The following is a 15,041-nucleotide window of genomic DNA, read 5'->3' as shown; positions in this document are numbered from 1 at the left end:
AGTCGATCTCCTGAAAGCTTTCGCGGTCCATCGTATCGCGCCCGACCTGCCCGACAAGCAGGATCATCGGCGTCGAGTCCTGGAACGCGATGTGAACGCCCACGGCGGCGTGGCAGGCGCCCGGCCCGCGCGTGACCATGCAGATGCCGGGCTTGCCGGTCAGCTTGCCGTAGGCCTCCGCCATGTCGGCCGCTCCGGCCTCGTGACGCGCGTTGTAGAGCGTGAAGCGGTCGCGCACGTCGTGCAGTGCATCGAGCACCTCGAGATAGCTTTCGCCCGGCACGCAATAGGCGCAATCCGCGCCATGGACGAGAAGCTGGTCGACGAGGACCTGTCCGCCGGTTCTCTGCTTCAGGTGCGATCCGTCCATGGCTGGTCCTCTCCTCGTCAAGCGCGTGGTGGGCCTAGTGCGACACCATGAAGGCGGAATTGTCCAGCAGTTGGGCCCGCCTCGCGGCGGCGGCCGCGCCTGGCAGCGAAGCGGTCACCCGCTTAGACCGGAGGCGGGGTCAGACGCCTTGCGGCATCCTACGCGGCTCGAACGTATCCGTAGGCGCGCTTTCGGCCGCCGCAAGCGCGCGGCCTTCGGCGCGCAGCGGCGACTTGCGGCAGACCGGGTCGGTGGCCGCCGCGTCGCCGGCCAACGCCAGCGCCTGGCACCGGCAGCCGCCGAAATCGACCGTCTTGCGGTCGCAGGACGCGCAGGGCTCCTGCATCCAGTCGGTGCCGCGATAGGCGTTGAAGGCCTCGCCGTCGTACCAGATTTCGCGCAGCGGCCGGTCGGTGACCGTGTCGAAGCGCAGATGCGGGATGGTCTCGGCCGCGTGGCAGGGCAGGACGCGCCCCTCGGGGGTGACGTTCAGCCCGGTCGAGCCCCAGCCGCCCATGCAGCGCTTGGGATAATCCTCGTGGTAATCTGCCGGCACGTAATCGATGACCAGCCGGCCCTTGAGCCGCGCGCGGGCCTCGGCGACGATCGCCGTGGCCTCGCGCGCCTGCTCGCGCGTCGGCATCAGCGCGGCGCGATTGCGGATCGCCCAGCCGTGGAACTGCACCGTGGCCACTTCGATCCGGCGGGCGCCCATCTCCTCGGCCATCTGCAGCGCGCGGGGCAGCTGGTGCAGGTTGCGCCTGTGCAGGACCGCATTCAGCGTCAGCGGAAAGCCGATCTCGCCGATCCATTCGGCGACCTGCAACTTGCGGGCGAAGCCGCCCCGGTAGCCGCCGATCTCGTCGGCCATCTCGGCGTCGGTGCCCTGCAGCGACAGCTGGATGTGATCGAGTCCCACGGCGTCGAGCGCCTCGAGCCGGCGCCTGGTCAGCCCGATCCCGGACGTGATGAGGTTGGTGTAAAGCCCGGCCTCGCGTGCCGCCCCGACAAGCTCGACGAGATCCCGGCGCGAGGCGGGTTCGCCCCCCGAAAGGTGCAGCTGCAGCACGCCCAGATCCGCGGCCTGGCGGAACACGTCGATCCAGGTCTCGGTGGGCAGCTCTCGGTCCTGCCGCGTCAGCTCCAGCGGGTTCGAGCAATAGGGGCAGGCCAGCGGACAGCGATGCGTCAGCTCGGCGAGCATGGCGAGAGGCGGTGTGACGGTGGTCATGCGCGCTCCTTCGTCTCGAGGAACCGGCGGTCGCGCAGCGCGCGCAGGAAGCCGGCGCTGTCCTCGGCAATCTGCGCCTCGGGCGCGTCGTATTTCGCGGCGAGCGTGGCGGTGATCTGGCCGAAGTCTCGTACGCCGTCGATCTCGGACAGCACCGCGTGGCCGATCGCGTCGAGCACGATCGTCCGTTCAGGCGCCAGCAGCACCCAGACCTCGCGCACGCGATCGAAGTGCAGGCGCACCCCGCGCGGCAGAACAGGGATCGCGTCGCGCTCCATCAGCGAACCGCCGCGAGCGTGGTGGCGGTGTCGGGCTGCCAGGCCCCCGGCGGAATGCGCGCGGGCGAGACGTAGGCGCCCCACAGCGCGTCGAGCTGCGACCACAGCACGTCGGTCTTGAAGATCAGAGCGTTCGCGGCCATGTCCTGCCGCTCCTGCGTGTCGGCGTGGTCGAGCACCCAGGACAGGCCGAAGGCGACGTCCTTGGGGGCCTCCTGCAGGCGGTGGCGGAAGTAGCTCAGCGCGCTGTCGTTGGCGAAGGCGTAGTTCTTCAGCAGCCCCTCGATCCGATTGGCGTGGATCTTCGGCGCGAAAAGCTCGGTCAGCGACGCGGCCACTGCCTCGAGCAGGGTCTTTTCCCGCACGAACCGGACATAGGCATCGACGGCGAAGCGGGTCGCCGGCAGAACGCCTTGGCAACTGGCGACGTAGTCGGGATCCAGCCCGACCGCTTCGGCCAAGCGCAGCCAGCGCCAGATGCCGCCCTCGTTGCCGTCCTTGCCGTCGTGATCCTCCATCCGCGAGCGCCAGATGCGCCGCAGTTCGGGGCTTTCGACGCGCGACATGAAGGCGGCGTCCTTCATCGGGATCGAATGCTGGTAGTAGTAGCGGTTGATGACCCAGGCACGCACCTCGTCGATCGTGCACTGCCCGCCGTGCAGCCGGTCGTGGAACGGGTGCAGATCGTGGTACCGCGCGGCGCCGATGGCGCGCAGCCGCTGTTCGAAGTCTTCCCTGCTGGCGGTCAAAGCGTCATCTCCATTCCGTCGTGGCCCACGGTCCAGCCAGCGGCCTCGGCCTCGGCCCGTTCGGGTGCACGCGGGTCGAGCACCGGGTTCGTGTTGTTCATGTGGACGAAGATCTTGCGACCCACATCCATCCCGGCGAAGGCGGTGATCGACCCATCCGGGCCGCTGATCGACATGTGGCCCATGCGGGCGCCGGTCTTCTGCCCCAGCCCGGCGCGGATCATCTCGTCGTCACGCCACAGCGTGCCGTCGAAGAACACTGCGTCGGCGCCCGCCAGACGCGCGCGCAGATCGTCGGTCAGCGCGGCGCAGCCGGGCACGTAATGTGCGACCGTTCCACCCGCTTCGAGCCGGACGCCGACGGTCTGCTCGCCGATCAGGCCGGTCTCGACCGTGGCGCCCTCCATGTAGAGCGGCACCTTGCCCGGCACCGGGTAGAGCGTGGCGCGCAGGCCGGGGGCGACGTCAAAGGGCGCGTCGAGCCGAATTCGTTCGCGGCGCACCGCGTCCGGCCGCAGCGCGTCGAACATGGGGTTCGCGGCCAGCACATCGTGGATCTCGGGCGTCGCGAACAGGGCGAAGGGCTGAGTCTCGCGCAGCGTCAGAAGGCCCGCCACGTGGTCGATGTCGCCGTTGGTGACGAGAACCGCCCGCAACGGCAGCGTCCGCAGGCCCGTCGGGTGCAGCTGCGGCGCCGCGGCCATCTGTATCCGGATATCGGGCGAGGCGTTCAGGATCGCCCAGTTCTCGCCGTCGCCGCTGACGGCAAGCGAGGACTGGGTCTGCGACGGGATCACGCCCCGGCGCGCCGCCTCGCAGTTCGGGCATCCGCAATTCCATTGCGGCAGACCGCCACCGGCGGCGGCACCCAGGATCCGCGCGTGAATGGTCATGTGGGCCGATCCACGCGCGAGCCGTTTCAGAACAGCACGCCGCCGGCGTCTTCCTCGCCATCGGGGCCGTACATGTTGATTTCCATGCCGCATTCGATCTCGCGCAGCTTGGGTTTGCTCCAGGCCATGATTTTCCTCCTAAATCTGCCGTGTCCTCAGCGTGCGAGGGGGCGAAGATTCATGCAATTCTTATATTCTAAGAAGGCCCGTCCGGACGGCACGCGTCAGGCGCAAGGCTTTGGCAAGGCTGCAAGCAGGGGCGTTCACTCGATCCGCGGCAGATCGCCTTCGAGGCAAAAGCCCTTGTTGCGCCGGGTCGCGATGGAGAACCCGAAATCCTGCGCCGACAGCTTCTTGCGCAGGTAGCCGATGTAGACGTCGACGACGTTCTCGGCGCCGCTACCCTCGCGGGCCCAGAGCGTGTCGAAGATCTCGCCCCGGGGCATGGGGTGGCCAGCGTTGCGGACAAGCAGGGCAAGCAGATCGGCTTCGCGCTCGGTCAGCGCGACGTGGCTATCGCCGCGCCTTAGGGACCGGTCGGCGAGGTCGAGCCGTGCGGTCTTCGACGCGCTGATCCGCGCGCGATGCTCCTGGACCCGCAGGCGCGCGACCAGCTCGTCGAACGAGAACGGCTTGACCACGTATTCGTCGGCGCCGGCCTCGAGCCCGGCGGCGCGGTGCTCGACCTCGGACAGGGCCGAGAGCATCAGGATGGGCATCGCCGCGCCGGCCTCGCGGGCGCTTCGCACCAGGTCGATCCCGCTGTCGGCACCCAGCATCACGTCTACGATCGCCGCCGAGAACCCCTGATCCAGCAGGCGCGGCAGCGCGCGGTCCGCACGGTTCTCCTCTTCGGTGACATAGCCATGCCGCGCAAGCCCGCGGGCCAGCGCCGAGGCGAGACCGGGATCGTCGTCGACAATGAGCAGCCGCGCGGACATGGGCGCAGTCTAGTCCGGTTCGCAGGGCAGGCGAAGCGACACTTTGGTGCCGGGTGCGTCGCCCAGCGCCTCGTCGCGGGTCAGGGGGCTTTGCACAGCAATCTGCCCGCCCTGCGCCTCGATCACCCATTTCGCCAGCGCGAGGCCGATGCCGAACCCCTGGCTGTTCTCGCTGCCCTGCGTGAAACGGTCGAAGATCGCGGCCTGCCGGTCGGGTGGGATGCCGCCGCCGTTGTCGAGGACCGCGATCTCGATCCGATCCGCGTCCGTCCGCGCCGCAAGGTGGATGGCGCCGCCGGCGCGCGCGTGGCGGATGGCGTTGCGCACCAGGCCCGACACGATCTGCCGCAGCCAGTTGGGATCGACGGACACGCGCTGATGCGGCGGGTCCTGTGCGGTCAGCGTGAGGCCCGCGTTGTCGCATTCGGCGCCGACCTCCTCGATCACCTCGGCGAAGAGGTCGGGCAGGAAAACGGGCCGCGGATCCAGCCGCAACTCGCCGGTGTCCGACCGCGCCACGCGCAGCAGGTCGTCGATGCGCCGGTTGAGCCGCGTCGCGCGGGTCTCGATCGTGGCGAAGGCGTCGCGACCCTCGGGAAAGGCGGCGCGGCCGATCTCGGCCTCCATCAGGATCACGGTCAGCGGCGTGCGCAATTCGTGGCTGATGTCCGCGAAGAGGCGGCGGCGCGTCTCATCGGCCCGTTCAAGACGCGCATTGGCCGCGCGCAGCTCTTCGGTGCGCCGGTCGACGGTCTCGCTGAGGCGAGCCCATTCCGCCTGCACGGCCTCCTGCCGCCGCGCCAGCGCCTGCGCCATCCGTTCGGTTTCCGCGTAAAGCAGACCGATCTCGTCGCGGCGCGTGTCGTGCAGGGCGATGGCAAAATCCTCGTGCCGGATCTGTCGGGCGGCCTGACGCAAACGGTCGAGCCGCCGGAACTGCGGCCGGATCAGGCCGAAGTAGAAGGCGAGCACCACGACCAGCGCCAGCGCGGCCATGACGATGGCCAGCAGCGACAGCGTGCCGCGCAGGTTTTCGACCCGTTCCAGCGCCTCGCGCCGCAGAAGGACCTCGGTGTTCACCGCCTGGTTCAGCAGCGGGTCGAAATTAGACGCGAAACTGTCCAGATGCGCGCGCAGCCCGTCGCGGTCCTGCCCGGGCGCCGCAAGGCCGCGCACCGTGCTGTCGAGCAGCGCGCGCATCCGAGCGAGCCCGAGCGACTGCGTGCCAAAACGCGATTGCTGGTCGAGGCCTGCGTCCTCGGCTGCGGCGACGGCGCGGCCGAGGTCCGCTTCGAGCTGCGCGAACGTGGCGTGGATGTTCTCGACCACCGGGGCGACACGTTCGGCCCGCGTGTCGGCCGGCAGACCGGATTGCACCGCCTCGGTCGCGATCACGAGGAACGTCGAGACGCGCGTCGACAGGATCGAGTATTGCGCCATGCGCGCCTCGGCCGCGAGCGCAGTGCCGAGCCCATCGGCCACACGTCCCATGCCGAGGAACAGCGTCATCGCGGTCAGCACGGTGCCGGCGGTCAACATCGCACCGCCCGCGGCAAGCCGCGCCCGAAGCGATTGCAGGCGCCTCACGCGACGTCCCCCATGTCGGCTCCGCCGAATGCCCGGGCAGGGAGACCATCACTGGTCAGAAAATACGCATTTGCGCGCGGCGCGTTGTCCAGGGGGAAACAAAAGCGCCGTTTAGACGCATCCATTAGGCTGGGCGGCGCGTATGTGGTAAAGAAGTTACATTCTAAAGGATGCATTGACAGGAGCATACCATGATCGAACTGCTTTTCGTGACATGCATGTCCGGCGCGATTTCTCAGGGCGAGACGTGCCAAGAACGCTCGCTCGTATTCACCGACGTGACGCCGATGACCTGCCTGATGGCCGCCCAGCCGCATCTGGCCGAATGGGTCGTGACGCATCCGGGCCACCGCATCGCAAGCTGGAAGTGCCGCCCGGTGCAGCTGAGCGAGCGCGAGGCCTGACACGCCCTACCCCTTGCGTTTCATCAGGCCGCGCGCCGGATCGTATCCCCAGATCGCGGCCAGGCAGAAGACGCCCGAGGCAACCAGCACCCACAGCAGCGCAGGGCCGTTGAACTGGGTGTAGAGCGCAAAGCGGATCAGCTCGACCACGTGGGTGAACGGGTTCAGCGCACAGATGTCGCGCAGCAGGGACGAGGATTCCTGCATCTTCCACAGCGGGTAGAGCGCCGAGGACAGGAAGAACATCGGGAAGATGACGAAGTTCATCACGCCGGCAAAGTTCTCGAGCTGGCGCACGAAGCTCGACAGCACCAGCCCCAGCGCGCCCAGCATGATGCCACCCAGGAACAGCGCCGGCAGCACGGCGACGTAGCCCCAGGCGGGCATCGTGATGTCGAACAGCGCGGCGATGGCAAGGAAGGCGTAGACCTGCAGCACCGAGATCGCGCTGGACGCGACGAGGCGCGCGAACAGCAGCCACCAGCGCGGCAGCGGGCTGGTCAGCAGCAGGCGCATCGACCCCATCTCGCGGTCGTAGACCAGCGCGAGCGAGCTTTGCATGCCGTTGAACAGCAGGATCATCGCGCACAGGCCGGGCACGATGTAGGTCTCGTAGGTGATGTAGGTCTGGTAGGGCGGGATGATCGACACCCCGAGCGCCGCGCGAAAACCGGCGGCGAAGATCAGCAGCCAGACCAGCGGCCGAACCAGCGCCGACAGGAAGCGCTCGCGCTGGTGCACGAAGCGCAGGAATTCGCGCCCGACGATGGCGCGAAGGGCGATTGCCCAAGTCATACCGGCGTTCCGGTCCGGTCGAGGAACCAGTCGGACAGGGGGCTGTCGCCGCGGATCTCGCCGGTCTCGCCGTCGGCGATGATCTTGCCCCGGTGCAGGACCAGCAGCCGGTCGCCATCACGCACCTCGTCCGTCAGGTGCGTGGCCCAGAGCACGCAGAGCCCGTCGTTCTGCGCGAGGTCGTGCACATGCGCGGTGATGCCGGCGCGCGACGCGGCGTCCAGGCCCACGGTGGGTTCGTCCAGCAGCAGCACGCGCGGCTTGTGCAGCAGCGCGCGGGCCAGTTCGGTCCGGCGTCGGTGGCCGCCATTCAGCGCGCGCACCTTCTCGTCCGCGCGTTCCAGCATGTCGAGGCGACCCAAGGCGGCCTCGATCCGGTCGGGCACCGTGCGCCGGGGCAGGCCGTGCAGGGCGGCGAAATAGGCGAGGTTCTGCCGCACGCTCAGGTCGAGGTCGAGCGTCGGCTGCTGGAACACCACGCCGAGATCGGCCAGCGCCGCGCGCGGGTGCCGGCCAAGGTCGTGCCCAGCGATCGAGATGCGCCCCTCGGACGAGACCAACAGGCGCGTCAGCAGCGAGACCAGCGTGGATTTGCCCGCGCCGTTCGGGCCGAGCAGCGCGCAGAACCGCCCCGGCGGGATCTCGAAGGACACGCCGCCGAGCGCCTCGCGCGCACCGTACCGGAATCTGAGGTTCTCCACGCGCAGCCCGGCGGTCATGGCTCGGCTCTTGTCTCGTCAGGTCGGGGCGAGGATGGCGGGGGACCCTGCCGGATGCAAGGCGCGCGCGGCACTGGGGATGCCGACTTTCGGCGGTGTCCGGCGTCCGCATCGAGCGAGTGCCGGCAACGGTCGGATTAAGACTAAGCGCTGAATTGCGACAGACGCCGCGCTTCGGGACAATCGACGCGACCCGACCGCAGAACAGCGGCGCGGAGGAGGGGAGGACACCCATGGGACTACTGGACATCTTTTCCCGAGGCGGGGCGGACAAGCCCGCCGCCCGGAAATACGCGCATGTGAAAATTCATCCGCAGGTTGATAACGGCATCCCGCCGGAGAAGCCGGGATTAGCCGGGGGCACCCTGAAATGCAAGTGCACCAAGAGCCCCGTTGTGGTCGAGGTCGGCGCCCAGACCGCGCATAACCACGTCTGCGGTTGTACCAAGTGCTGGAAGCCGCAGGGCGCGATCTTCAGCCAGATCGCCGTGGTTTCACGGGACAAGGTCAAGGTGACCGAGAACGCGGAAAAGCTGTACATCGTGGACCCGACGGCGGCGATTCAGCGCCATGCCTGCCGGGATTGCGGCACCCACATGGTGGGTCGGATCGAGGACCCGAACCACCCGTTCCATGGCCTTGATTTCGTTCACACCGAACTGTCTCCGCAGCGCGGCTGGGCAGCGCCGACCTTCGCGGCTTTCGTGTCGTCGATCATCGAATCTGGGGTCGAACCGGCCCGCATGGACGAGATTCGCGGCCGCCTGACCGAGCTTGGGCTGACGCCCTACGATTGCCTGTCGCCGCCGCTGATGGACGCGATCGCGACCCATGTGGCAAGCCGGAAACCCAAGGCCGCCTGACCCTGCGACCCGGTGAATAAGGCCCTGCGCCGCCATCGCTGGCGGCACGCTAAAGCTGCGTCCGCGCCCGGGCGCGGGGCGCGGCCACGGGCTGCCTTAGAACAACTTCTCGGCGACTATGTGTTGCAATATGCGGACGCTCCGATAGCCTCCTTTTCGGGGAGGAACGCAAATGCAACATTTCAAGGTGAGTGGGCCGGCCGAATCCATCTCGTCCGTCCTGATCGTTGACGATCATCCGCTCTACAGCGACGCGCTGGCCGGCGCGCTGAAGGGCGTCTTCACATCCTGTCGAATCGAGAAGGCCGGTTCGCTCGGCGCCGCGCTCAAGGTCCTGGACGCGGGGTTCGAGCCCGACTTGGTGATGTTCGACCTGAAACTGCCGGACGTGGCCGGCATCTCGGGCTTCGTCTCGGTCCGGGCAAGGGTGCCCGACACGCCGATCCTGGTGATTTCGTCGCTGGCGTCGCGCGCACTGGTCGGCGCCCTGATGCAGGAAGGCTGCGCCGGGTTCGTGTCGAAGGACACGCCGGTCGACGAATTGCAGGCCGTGCTGGCCGAGATCGCGAAGGGCCGCAAGCACGTGCCCAGCGACTACCGGCTGGGCGAGCGTGACGGGCAGGCCGACGCTGTGCCGGACGCCGTGCACCCCAAGCTCGCCTCGCTGACGCCGCAGCAGCAGAAGGTGATGAAGCTGATCTGCGCCGGCAAGCCGAACAAGCAGATCGCCTACGAGCTCGACCTCGCCGAGGCGACGGTGAAGGCGCATATCACCGCGCTGCTGCGCCGGCTGGGCGTGCGCAACCGCACGCAGGCGGCGCTGATGGTCGAGGCCGCGCGACAGGAGATCCTCGCCGACGAGGGAGAGCCGGAAGCGCGCAGCTTCCTGTGCCACTAGGCATGCGCGACGGAGAGCCGGACACCGGCCGCCCGCGTCACGTGACGGTGGCGCAGTCCTTCGCGCGCGACGCCGCCACGGCCGCCTGCGAAGCCAGCGCGCAGATCGACCCGGGCGACACGTGCTTCGTGCTGGCCTTCGTGCCGGACGGGCTGGATTGCGACGCGCTGGCCCCGGCGCTGGAGGACGCGCTCGACGGGGTGCCGGTCTTTGGCTGCACCACCGCCGGGCAGATCACCGCCGACGGCTACCAGGACGAGGCGCTGCTGCTCATCGCCTTCCGGCGCGAGCATTTCCGTTGCGCCTCGACCCTTGTCGAGCCGCTCAAGCCGCTGTCGATTGCCGCGATCATCGAGCAGGTGCGCGACGCCGATACGCGCTTCACCCACACCGCGGGGTGGAGCCGGCTGGCGCTGGTCTTCGCCGACGGGCTGTCCAAGCAGGAGGATCTGCTCGCCTCGGTGCTCGAGACCATGCTCGAGGGCATCCCTGTCTTCGGCGGCTCGGCCGGGGACGGGCTGTCGTTCAAGCGCACGCGCATCCTGCGCAACGGCGCGTTCCACGACAACGCCGCCCTGCTGCTGCTGATCGAGACCAACCTGCGCTACCAGGGCCTCAGCTTCGACCATTTCCTGCCCGAGGGGCGCGAGCTGGTGATCACCGCCGCCAACACCGAGGAACGCATGGTCTACGAGATCAACGGCGCGCCGGCCGCGACCGAGTTCGCGCGGCTGGTCGGCTGCGACGTGCGCGACCTGTCGCCCGAGGTCTTCGCCGAGAACCCGATGCTCGTGCGGCACAACCGCAACCACTACGTGCGCGCCGTCAGCGGCGTGCGCGAGGCGCAAGCGCTGTCGTTTCTCGCCGCCATCGACGAGGGGCTGGTGATGGTGCTGGGTCGCGGCAAGGAGATCATCGAGACGCTGGACCACGAACTGGACGTCAGCGACCCCGCGGGCGAGCGGCCGGATTTCATCCTGGGCTTCGACTGCGTGCTGCGCCGGCTGGAGATAGAGCAGAAGCAGCTGGGCGCCGCCGCCAACGAGGTCTTCCGGCGTCGGCGGGTCTTCGGCTTCAACACCTACGGCGAGCAGCATTGCGGCCTGCACATGAACCAGACCTTCGTCGGCATCGCCTTCTTCGACCCCGAGAGGAACCGGCTGCATTGAACCTGGTCGATCCCGAGGAACCCGCCGAGGTTCAGCTTGCGCGGCAGGCCCGGATCATCGAGGCGCTGGTGCGCCGGGCCACGCGCGAGAACGACGTCAGCCAGACCGCCTACAGCGCCTTTCAGTCCGCGATCGAGCTGCAGTCACAGGTCGCCGCGCGCGACCGTGACCTGGCTCGCGCCACGACCGAGCTGGAAAGCGTGCGCATCGAGCGCGAACGCACGCGCAAGAACCTCGACGAGGCGCTATCGGCGATGGGCGAGGGCTTTGCGCTGTTCACCGACGAACGGCTGGACGTGTGCAACGACCTGTTCCTGAACCTGCTGCCCGACATTTCGGACCGCGTGGTGCCTGGCCTCGCGCTGACCGACTACGCCGCGCTGATCCAGCGCAGTCGCCACTTGCGTTCGTCGGACCGGCCGATCGAGCCGGTCCGCAACGGCGCGCCGGCGCTGTCGGTCGTGCTCGAACTGACCGACGACCGCTGGTACCAGCTTTCGATGCAGCGCACCTCGCACGACAACATGGTGATCCTTCTGACCGAGATCACCGCCATCGTGCGGCGCAACCGGACCGAGCGCGAGGACCTGATCGACCGGCAGGCCGACTACCTGCAGGCGATGTTCGAGAACATGACCTCGGGCATGTGCAGCTTCTCGGCCGCCGGCGAACTGGTGATCCACAACAAGCAGTTCCGCCACCTGACCGGGCTGCCCTACACCGCGCTGCAGCGCCGGATGACGCTGGAGCAGCTGCTGAGGCTGCTGTCCAGCCGGGTCCACGTCAGCGAACGCGCGTTGCTCGACGTCAATTTCTGGCGCGACGAGCTGATGCGCGACGGGCACATGCGCCGCAAGGTGCGCAACCATGCCGGGCAGGTGTTCGACCTGCAGGCCAACATGCTGCCCGACGGGGGCTTTCTGGTCGAGCTGAAGGACGTCACGCTCGAGAACCGCGCGACCGAGACGCTCGAGAACCGGGTGCGCGAGCGCACGCTGGAACTGACCACCGCGAACGAAAGCCTGACCCAGCAATACGAGGCCAAGGCCCGCGTCGAGGAGGAGCTGCGCCTGGCCAAGGAGCGCGCCGAGGCTGCGGTGTCGTCCAAGACCCGCTTCCTGGCGGCGGCCAGCCACGATTTGCTGCAGCCGATCAACGCCGCCAAGCTGCTGATCGCCACGCTGCGCCAGAACGCAACCGGTACCGAGCTTGCGCCGATGATCGAGCGGCTCAAGGGTGCGTTCTCGTCCATGGAGCAGCTGTTGCGGGCGCTTCTGGACATTTCGCGGCTGGACGGCGCCGATCAGGACGCGGTGAACCCGTCGGTGCTGTGCCTGGGCAACGTCATGCAGACCGTGTTCGAGGACCAGATGCCGCTGGCGCAGGAAAAGGGCGTCGAGCTGCGCATGGTCCCTTGCCTGGCCGAGGTGCGGTCCGACCCGGTCTACCTGCTGCGCTCGGTCCAGAACCTCGTCGTCAACGCGCTGCAATATTCGCGCCCGGGCGGGCGCGTGCTGCTGGGCTGCCGGCGGCGCGGTGACAGGGTAGTTTTGCAGGTCTGGGACACCGGTATCGGCATCGGCAAGGAGGACCAGACCCGCATCTTCGACGAATTCGCCCGGGCCGGTAACGCCGAGGCGGGTTCGGGCGTGGGGCTGGGCCTGTCGATCGTCGAGCGCACCTGCCGCCATCTCGGCCACCGGCTGTGGATGTCGTCCGAGATCGGCGTCGGCTCGGTCTTCTGCATCGAGTTCGAGGTCGTCGGCCGCGCCACGCAGGTGGCGGAAGACACGCCGCCGCCCGCGCTTGCCGGCGACACGCTGCACGACTGCATCGCGATGGTGGTCGAGAACGACGAGACCGTGCTGTTCGCGACGACGCAGACGCTGCAGGCCTGGGGGGCATCGGTGCTGGCGGCGCGCTCGACCGACGCCGCTCTGCGCCACGTGCGCGAGATCGGCATGCCGCCCGACATCCTGCTGGTCGACTACCAGCTTGGCGACGCGGATACCGGGCTCGACACGATCCGCGGCATCCGCAGCGAAACCGGGGTGCACGTGCCGGCGATCATGATCACGGCCGATCGACGCGAAAGCCTGCGCAATGCGGGGCGCGAAGAGGATTTCTCGGTCATGGCCAAGCCGGTGCGCGTGTCACGCCTGCGGCCCCTGATCGAATGGAAGCTGAGCGGCAGCAGCGTGACTGCGCCGAAAGTCGGCGGTGACACCGCAAGGCAGGTGCCTAGTCTCGATCCCGGGAGGAACCATTCATGAAACACATCCTGACGGCCGGGGTCATCGCGCTGGGCTTGGCGGCTCCGGCGTCCGCCACGGCGGCGAGCGGCACCGAGACCTATGATCTGTTGTTCCGCGAAGGCACGCTGGACGCGATCCCGCTCGACCGCTCGCTGGTCTATAGCCGCGAGGTCGACAACAGCGTCAAACCCGACGCGGCCGAACGCGACACCGGCACGATCGCGCTGGACATCCGCAAGGACGAGGCGCGCATGGCGGATATCGAGTTCCGGCAAGGCGAGAAGTACCGCAACCTCGGCAGCTTTCCCGCCAGCGTCGGCAACCCGATGATCATGTACTTCTACGAGACCGTGGTGCGCGACATGGCCGAGGCCGCCGGCGGCAGCCCGTTCTACATCCGCAACCGCGTGAAAGAGGCATTGGTCCAGCCCTCCGAGGTGGTCGAGGGCGAGGCGAGCGTGGACGGCGAGACGGTCGAGACCCGAACGATCACGCTGCACCCGTTCCGCGGCGATCCGAACGCCGACCGGATGATGGGCTTCGGCGATCTCGCGCTGACGGTGACCATGTCCGACGAGGTGCCGGGCTGGTATCTCAGCCTCGTGGCCGAGGCGCCGGGCGATGACGCGCCGGTCTATCGCTCGGCCATCACCTTCGACGCACTGGAGGACGAGACGCAATGACCCGGCTGGCGGCGGCTGCGGTCCTGCTGGCGCTGCCCTGCGCTGCGCCAGCGCAGGACGCGGCGCAGCGCTACAACGACTATCCCACCGCGGCGCGGGCGGACTACGTCTTTGCCTGCATGGCCACCAACGGCAACAGCCGGCAGGTGCTGGAACAGTGTTCGTGCTCGATCGACGAGATCGCGTCGATCCTGCCTTACGAGAAATACCTGCAGGCCGAGACCGTACTGGCGATGCGCCGCGTGGGCGGCGAACGGATGGCGGTGTTCAACAGCGCCGTGGCCGCGCAAAATTTTGTCACCGACCTGCGCCGGGCGCAGGCCGAGGCCGAACTGGTCTGCTTCTAGCCCTGCGCGTCCTTTGGCAGCGATTGCTCGAACCGGTTGCCCTCGGTGTCCGTCGCCCGGACCGTCAGCGCCGGCGCGCCGTTGTCGTCGTAGCTGAAGCGAAAGACCGGATTCTCCGAGATCGAGATGCCGCCGTCCATCGTGAACAGCCGGTCATCGCCCTGCCACACCTCGAGATGGTCGATGAAATGCGCGGGGATGAACAGTTGCGAGACCTGGTCGCGTTGCAGCCCGGAATAGTTCGGGTGGCGCAGCATGATCTGCGCCTCGCGCCGGGGCGTCGAAATCGGCGCCGGCTCGAACGTGCGCAGCTTCATCTGCCCGAGGTTCGCCAGCGCCACCTCGGGTGCCCGCGTTGCGGGGGCCGAACAGCCGCCCGATGCCTTGACGAAGCGGCCCGACATGAACAGCCCCCCGGGCGTCTCGGCGATGACGCGGACGTTGGAATACCGGTTCACCCGCACGCGAAGCTCGAACTCGACCGGCGCCATGGACTCGGAGAACGTCAACTCTGCCGCGACGGGAGCAGGGTTCTCGTCGATCACCAGCGTCGCTGCCTCGATCCGCACGGACGGGTCGGTCTGGCGCAGCACGATCGGCACCGTCGCCGCGTCGCTCGCGCGGTAGGGCGCGTCGAGCGCGAGCGGGCTTTGCGCCTCCGATACCGGCCGGTCGCCCAGCACGTCGAACTGCAGCGACTGCCAGGTCGCACTTGTCGTCAGCGGGTTCTCGACCGTCTCGCCGGAAAGCGCCGGCGCCGCCAGCAGGGCAAGCGCCCCTGCGAACATGAGAGTGCGGGCCATGCCTCCTCCTCCTGCATGGGGACGGGCACAGTGTGCCACGCGCGCGGCCTTACGCA

18 protein-coding genes are annotated in these 15,041 nt (G+C 68.3%); 7 read left to right on the top strand and 11 right to left on the bottom strand.

What is annotated here, in order from left to right; genetic code table 11:
- From ACFDTC_RS09600 to ACFDTC_RS09565, 8 genes are all read right to left on the bottom strand, one after another.
- A partial coding sequence (locus ACFDTC_RS09600; RefSeq protein WP_375258656.1) for a thiamine pyrophosphate-binding protein occupies positions 1–370 on the bottom strand: 370 nt, incomplete at its 3' end.
- A gap of 139 nt (positions 371–509) precedes the next feature.
- The gene (pqqE, locus tag ACFDTC_RS09595) at positions 510–1,601 is read right to left on the bottom strand and encodes a pyrroloquinoline quinone biosynthesis protein PqqE (RefSeq protein WP_375258655.1); all 1,092 of its coding nucleotides are present in this window, start codon (positions 1,599–1,601) and stop codon (positions 510–512) included.
- The gene (gene pqqD, locus ACFDTC_RS09590) at positions 1,598–1,879 is read right to left on the bottom strand and encodes a pyrroloquinoline quinone biosynthesis peptide chaperone PqqD (RefSeq protein ID WP_375258654.1); all 282 of its coding nucleotides are present in this window, start codon (positions 1,877–1,879) and stop codon (positions 1,598–1,600) included. The genes pqqE and pqqD overlap by 4 nt, the downstream gene beginning before the upstream one ends.
- Entirely contained in the window at positions 1,879–2,628 is a 750-nt protein-coding gene (gene pqqC, locus ACFDTC_RS09585) for a pyrroloquinoline-quinone synthase PqqC (protein ID WP_375258653.1), read from the bottom strand. The genes pqqD and pqqC overlap by 1 nt, the downstream gene beginning before the upstream one ends.
- Entirely contained in the window at positions 2,625–3,521 is an 897-nt protein-coding gene (gene pqqB / locus ACFDTC_RS09580; protein ID WP_375258652.1) for a pyrroloquinoline quinone biosynthesis protein PqqB, read from the bottom strand. The genes pqqC and pqqB overlap by 4 nt, the downstream gene beginning before the upstream one ends.
- A gap of 26 nt (positions 3,522–3,547) precedes the next feature.
- Complete coding sequence (gene pqqA / locus ACFDTC_RS09575) at positions 3,548–3,649, bottom strand: pyrroloquinoline quinone precursor peptide PqqA (RefSeq protein WP_375258651.1); 102 nt, start codon at positions 3,647–3,649, stop codon at positions 3,548–3,550.
- 135 nt (positions 3,650–3,784) lie between these two features.
- Positions 3,785–4,462 (bottom strand): response regulator transcription factor, encoded by a 678-nt coding sequence (locus ACFDTC_RS09570; protein ID WP_375258650.1) that lies wholly within the window; start codon positions 4,460–4,462, stop codon positions 3,785–3,787.
- A gap of 9 nt (positions 4,463–4,471) precedes the next feature.
- A complete protein-coding gene (locus ACFDTC_RS09565) occupies positions 4,472–6,001 on the bottom strand; it encodes an ATP-binding protein (RefSeq protein WP_375258649.1) in 1,530 nt (509 codons plus the stop codon).
- A 239-nt stretch (positions 6,002–6,240) separates the two neighbouring features.
- On the opposite strand from ACFDTC_RS09565, the gene ACFDTC_RS09560 reads away from it, so the two are divergent.
- On the top strand, positions 6,241–6,453 hold the full coding sequence (locus ACFDTC_RS09560) for a hypothetical protein (RefSeq protein WP_375258648.1): 213 nt from the start codon (positions 6,241–6,243) through the stop codon (positions 6,451–6,453).
- A gap of 6 nt (positions 6,454–6,459) precedes the next feature.
- On the opposite strand, the gene ACFDTC_RS09555 is transcribed toward ACFDTC_RS09560, so the two are convergent.
- Together ACFDTC_RS09555 and ACFDTC_RS09550 are read right to left on the bottom strand one after the other, a co-directional pair.
- Complete coding sequence (locus ACFDTC_RS09555; RefSeq protein ID WP_375258647.1) at positions 6,460–7,248, bottom strand: ABC transporter permease; 789 nt, start codon at positions 7,246–7,248, stop codon at positions 6,460–6,462.
- Complete coding sequence (locus ACFDTC_RS09550) at positions 7,245–7,967, bottom strand: ABC transporter ATP-binding protein (RefSeq protein ID WP_375258646.1); 723 nt, start codon at positions 7,965–7,967, stop codon at positions 7,245–7,247. Before ACFDTC_RS09550 ends, ACFDTC_RS09555 begins: the two co-directional genes overlap by 4 nt.
- Before the next feature lie 233 nt (positions 7,968–8,200).
- Here ACFDTC_RS09550 and gfa point away from each other — a divergent pair, with 233 nt between their 5' ends.
- The 6 genes from gfa (at position 8,201) to ACFDTC_RS09520 (ending at position 14,182) form a co-directional block, all read left to right on the top strand.
- A complete protein-coding gene (gfa, locus tag ACFDTC_RS09545; RefSeq protein ID WP_375258658.1) occupies positions 8,201–8,830 on the top strand; it encodes an S-(hydroxymethyl)glutathione synthase in 630 nt (209 codons plus the stop codon).
- A gap of 172 nt (positions 8,831–9,002) precedes the next feature.
- Complete coding sequence (locus tag ACFDTC_RS09540; RefSeq protein ID WP_375258645.1) at positions 9,003–9,728, top strand: LuxR C-terminal-related transcriptional regulator; 726 nt, start codon at positions 9,003–9,005, stop codon at positions 9,726–9,728.
- Between the two features lie 2 nt (positions 9,729–9,730).
- Positions 9,731–10,897 carry an FIST N-terminal domain-containing protein gene (locus ACFDTC_RS09535; protein WP_375258644.1) on the top strand — a complete coding sequence of 389 codons (1,167 nt, stop codon included), beginning with the start codon at positions 9,731–9,733 and terminating at the stop codon, positions 10,895–10,897.
- Positions 10,894–13,170, top strand: coding sequence for a hybrid sensor histidine kinase/response regulator (locus ACFDTC_RS09530; RefSeq protein ID WP_375258643.1), 2,277 nt, complete (start codon positions 10,894–10,896; stop codon positions 13,168–13,170). Before ACFDTC_RS09535 ends, ACFDTC_RS09530 begins: the two co-directional genes overlap by 4 nt.
- Entirely contained in the window at positions 13,167–13,835 is a 669-nt protein-coding gene (locus ACFDTC_RS09525) for a hypothetical protein (RefSeq protein WP_375258642.1), read from the top strand. The genes ACFDTC_RS09530 and ACFDTC_RS09525 overlap by 4 nt, the downstream gene beginning before the upstream one ends.
- The gene (locus ACFDTC_RS09520; RefSeq protein WP_375258641.1) at positions 13,832–14,182 is read left to right on the top strand and encodes a hypothetical protein; all 351 of its coding nucleotides are present in this window, start codon (positions 13,832–13,834) and stop codon (positions 14,180–14,182) included. Before ACFDTC_RS09525 ends, ACFDTC_RS09520 begins: the two co-directional genes overlap by 4 nt.
- Here ACFDTC_RS09520 and ACFDTC_RS09515 read toward each other — a convergent pair.
- Positions 14,179–14,985, bottom strand: coding sequence for a quinoprotein dehydrogenase-associated SoxYZ-like carrier (locus ACFDTC_RS09515; protein WP_375258640.1), 807 nt, complete (start codon positions 14,983–14,985; stop codon positions 14,179–14,181). The genes ACFDTC_RS09520 and ACFDTC_RS09515 overlap by 4 nt on opposite strands.
- Between the last annotated feature and the right edge of the window lie 56 nt (positions 14,986–15,041).

The sequence above is a fragment of the Citreimonas sp. genome, assembly GCF_042096055.1.
Classification (GTDB): Bacteria; Pseudomonadota; Alphaproteobacteria; order Rhodobacterales; family Rhodobacteraceae; genus Citreimonas.
This window is presented reverse-complemented; position numbering and strand designations above follow the sequence as displayed.

Excerpts from the sequence above, each read along its gene's own strand:
- pqqE (WP_375258655.1), bottom strand. The coding sequence starts at position 1,601 with ATGACCACCGTCACACCGCCTCTCGCCATGCTCGCCGAGCTGACGCAT.
- gfa (WP_375258658.1), top strand. The coding sequence starts at position 8,201 with ATGGGACTACTGGACATCTTTTCCCGAGGCGGGGCGGACAAGCCCGCC.
- ACFDTC_RS09550 (WP_375258646.1), bottom strand. The coding sequence starts at position 7,967 with ATGACCGCCGGGCTGCGCGTGGAGAACCTCAGATTCCGGTACGGTGCG.
- ACFDTC_RS09515 (WP_375258640.1), bottom strand. The coding sequence starts at position 14,985 with ATGGCCCGCACTCTCATGTTCGCAGGGGCGCTTGCCCTGCTGGCGGCG.
- ACFDTC_RS09525 (WP_375258642.1), top strand. The coding sequence starts at position 13,167 with ATGAAACACATCCTGACGGCCGGGGTCATCGCGCTGGGCTTGGCGGCT.
- ACFDTC_RS09535 (WP_375258644.1), top strand. The coding sequence starts at position 9,731 with ATGCGCGACGGAGAGCCGGACACCGGCCGCCCGCGTCACGTGACGGTG.
- ACFDTC_RS09520 (WP_375258641.1), top strand. The coding sequence starts at position 13,832 with ATGACCCGGCTGGCGGCGGCTGCGGTCCTGCTGGCGCTGCCCTGCGCT.
- ACFDTC_RS09565 (WP_375258649.1), bottom strand. The coding sequence starts at position 6,001 with ATGTTGACCGCCGGCACCGTGCTGACCGCGATGACGCTGTTCCTCGGC.
- pqqB (WP_375258652.1), bottom strand. The coding sequence starts at position 3,521 with ATGACCATTCACGCGCGGATCCTGGGTGCCGCCGCCGGTGGCGGTCTG.
- ACFDTC_RS09540 (WP_375258645.1), top strand. The coding sequence starts at position 9,003 with ATGCAACATTTCAAGGTGAGTGGGCCGGCCGAATCCATCTCGTCCGTC.
- pqqD (WP_375258654.1), bottom strand. The coding sequence starts at position 1,879 with ATGGAGCGCGACGCGATCCCTGTTCTGCCGCGCGGGGTGCGCCTGCAC.
- ACFDTC_RS09560 (WP_375258648.1), top strand. The coding sequence starts at position 6,241 with ATGATCGAACTGCTTTTCGTGACATGCATGTCCGGCGCGATTTCTCAG.
- pqqA (WP_375258651.1), bottom strand. The coding sequence starts at position 3,649 with ATGGCCTGGAGCAAACCCAAGCTGCGCGAGATCGAATGCGGCATGGAA.
- ACFDTC_RS09555 (WP_375258647.1), bottom strand. The coding sequence starts at position 7,248 with ATGACTTGGGCAATCGCCCTTCGCGCCATCGTCGGGCGCGAATTCCTG.
- ACFDTC_RS09570 (WP_375258650.1), bottom strand. The coding sequence starts at position 4,462 with ATGTCCGCGCGGCTGCTCATTGTCGACGACGATCCCGGTCTCGCCTCG.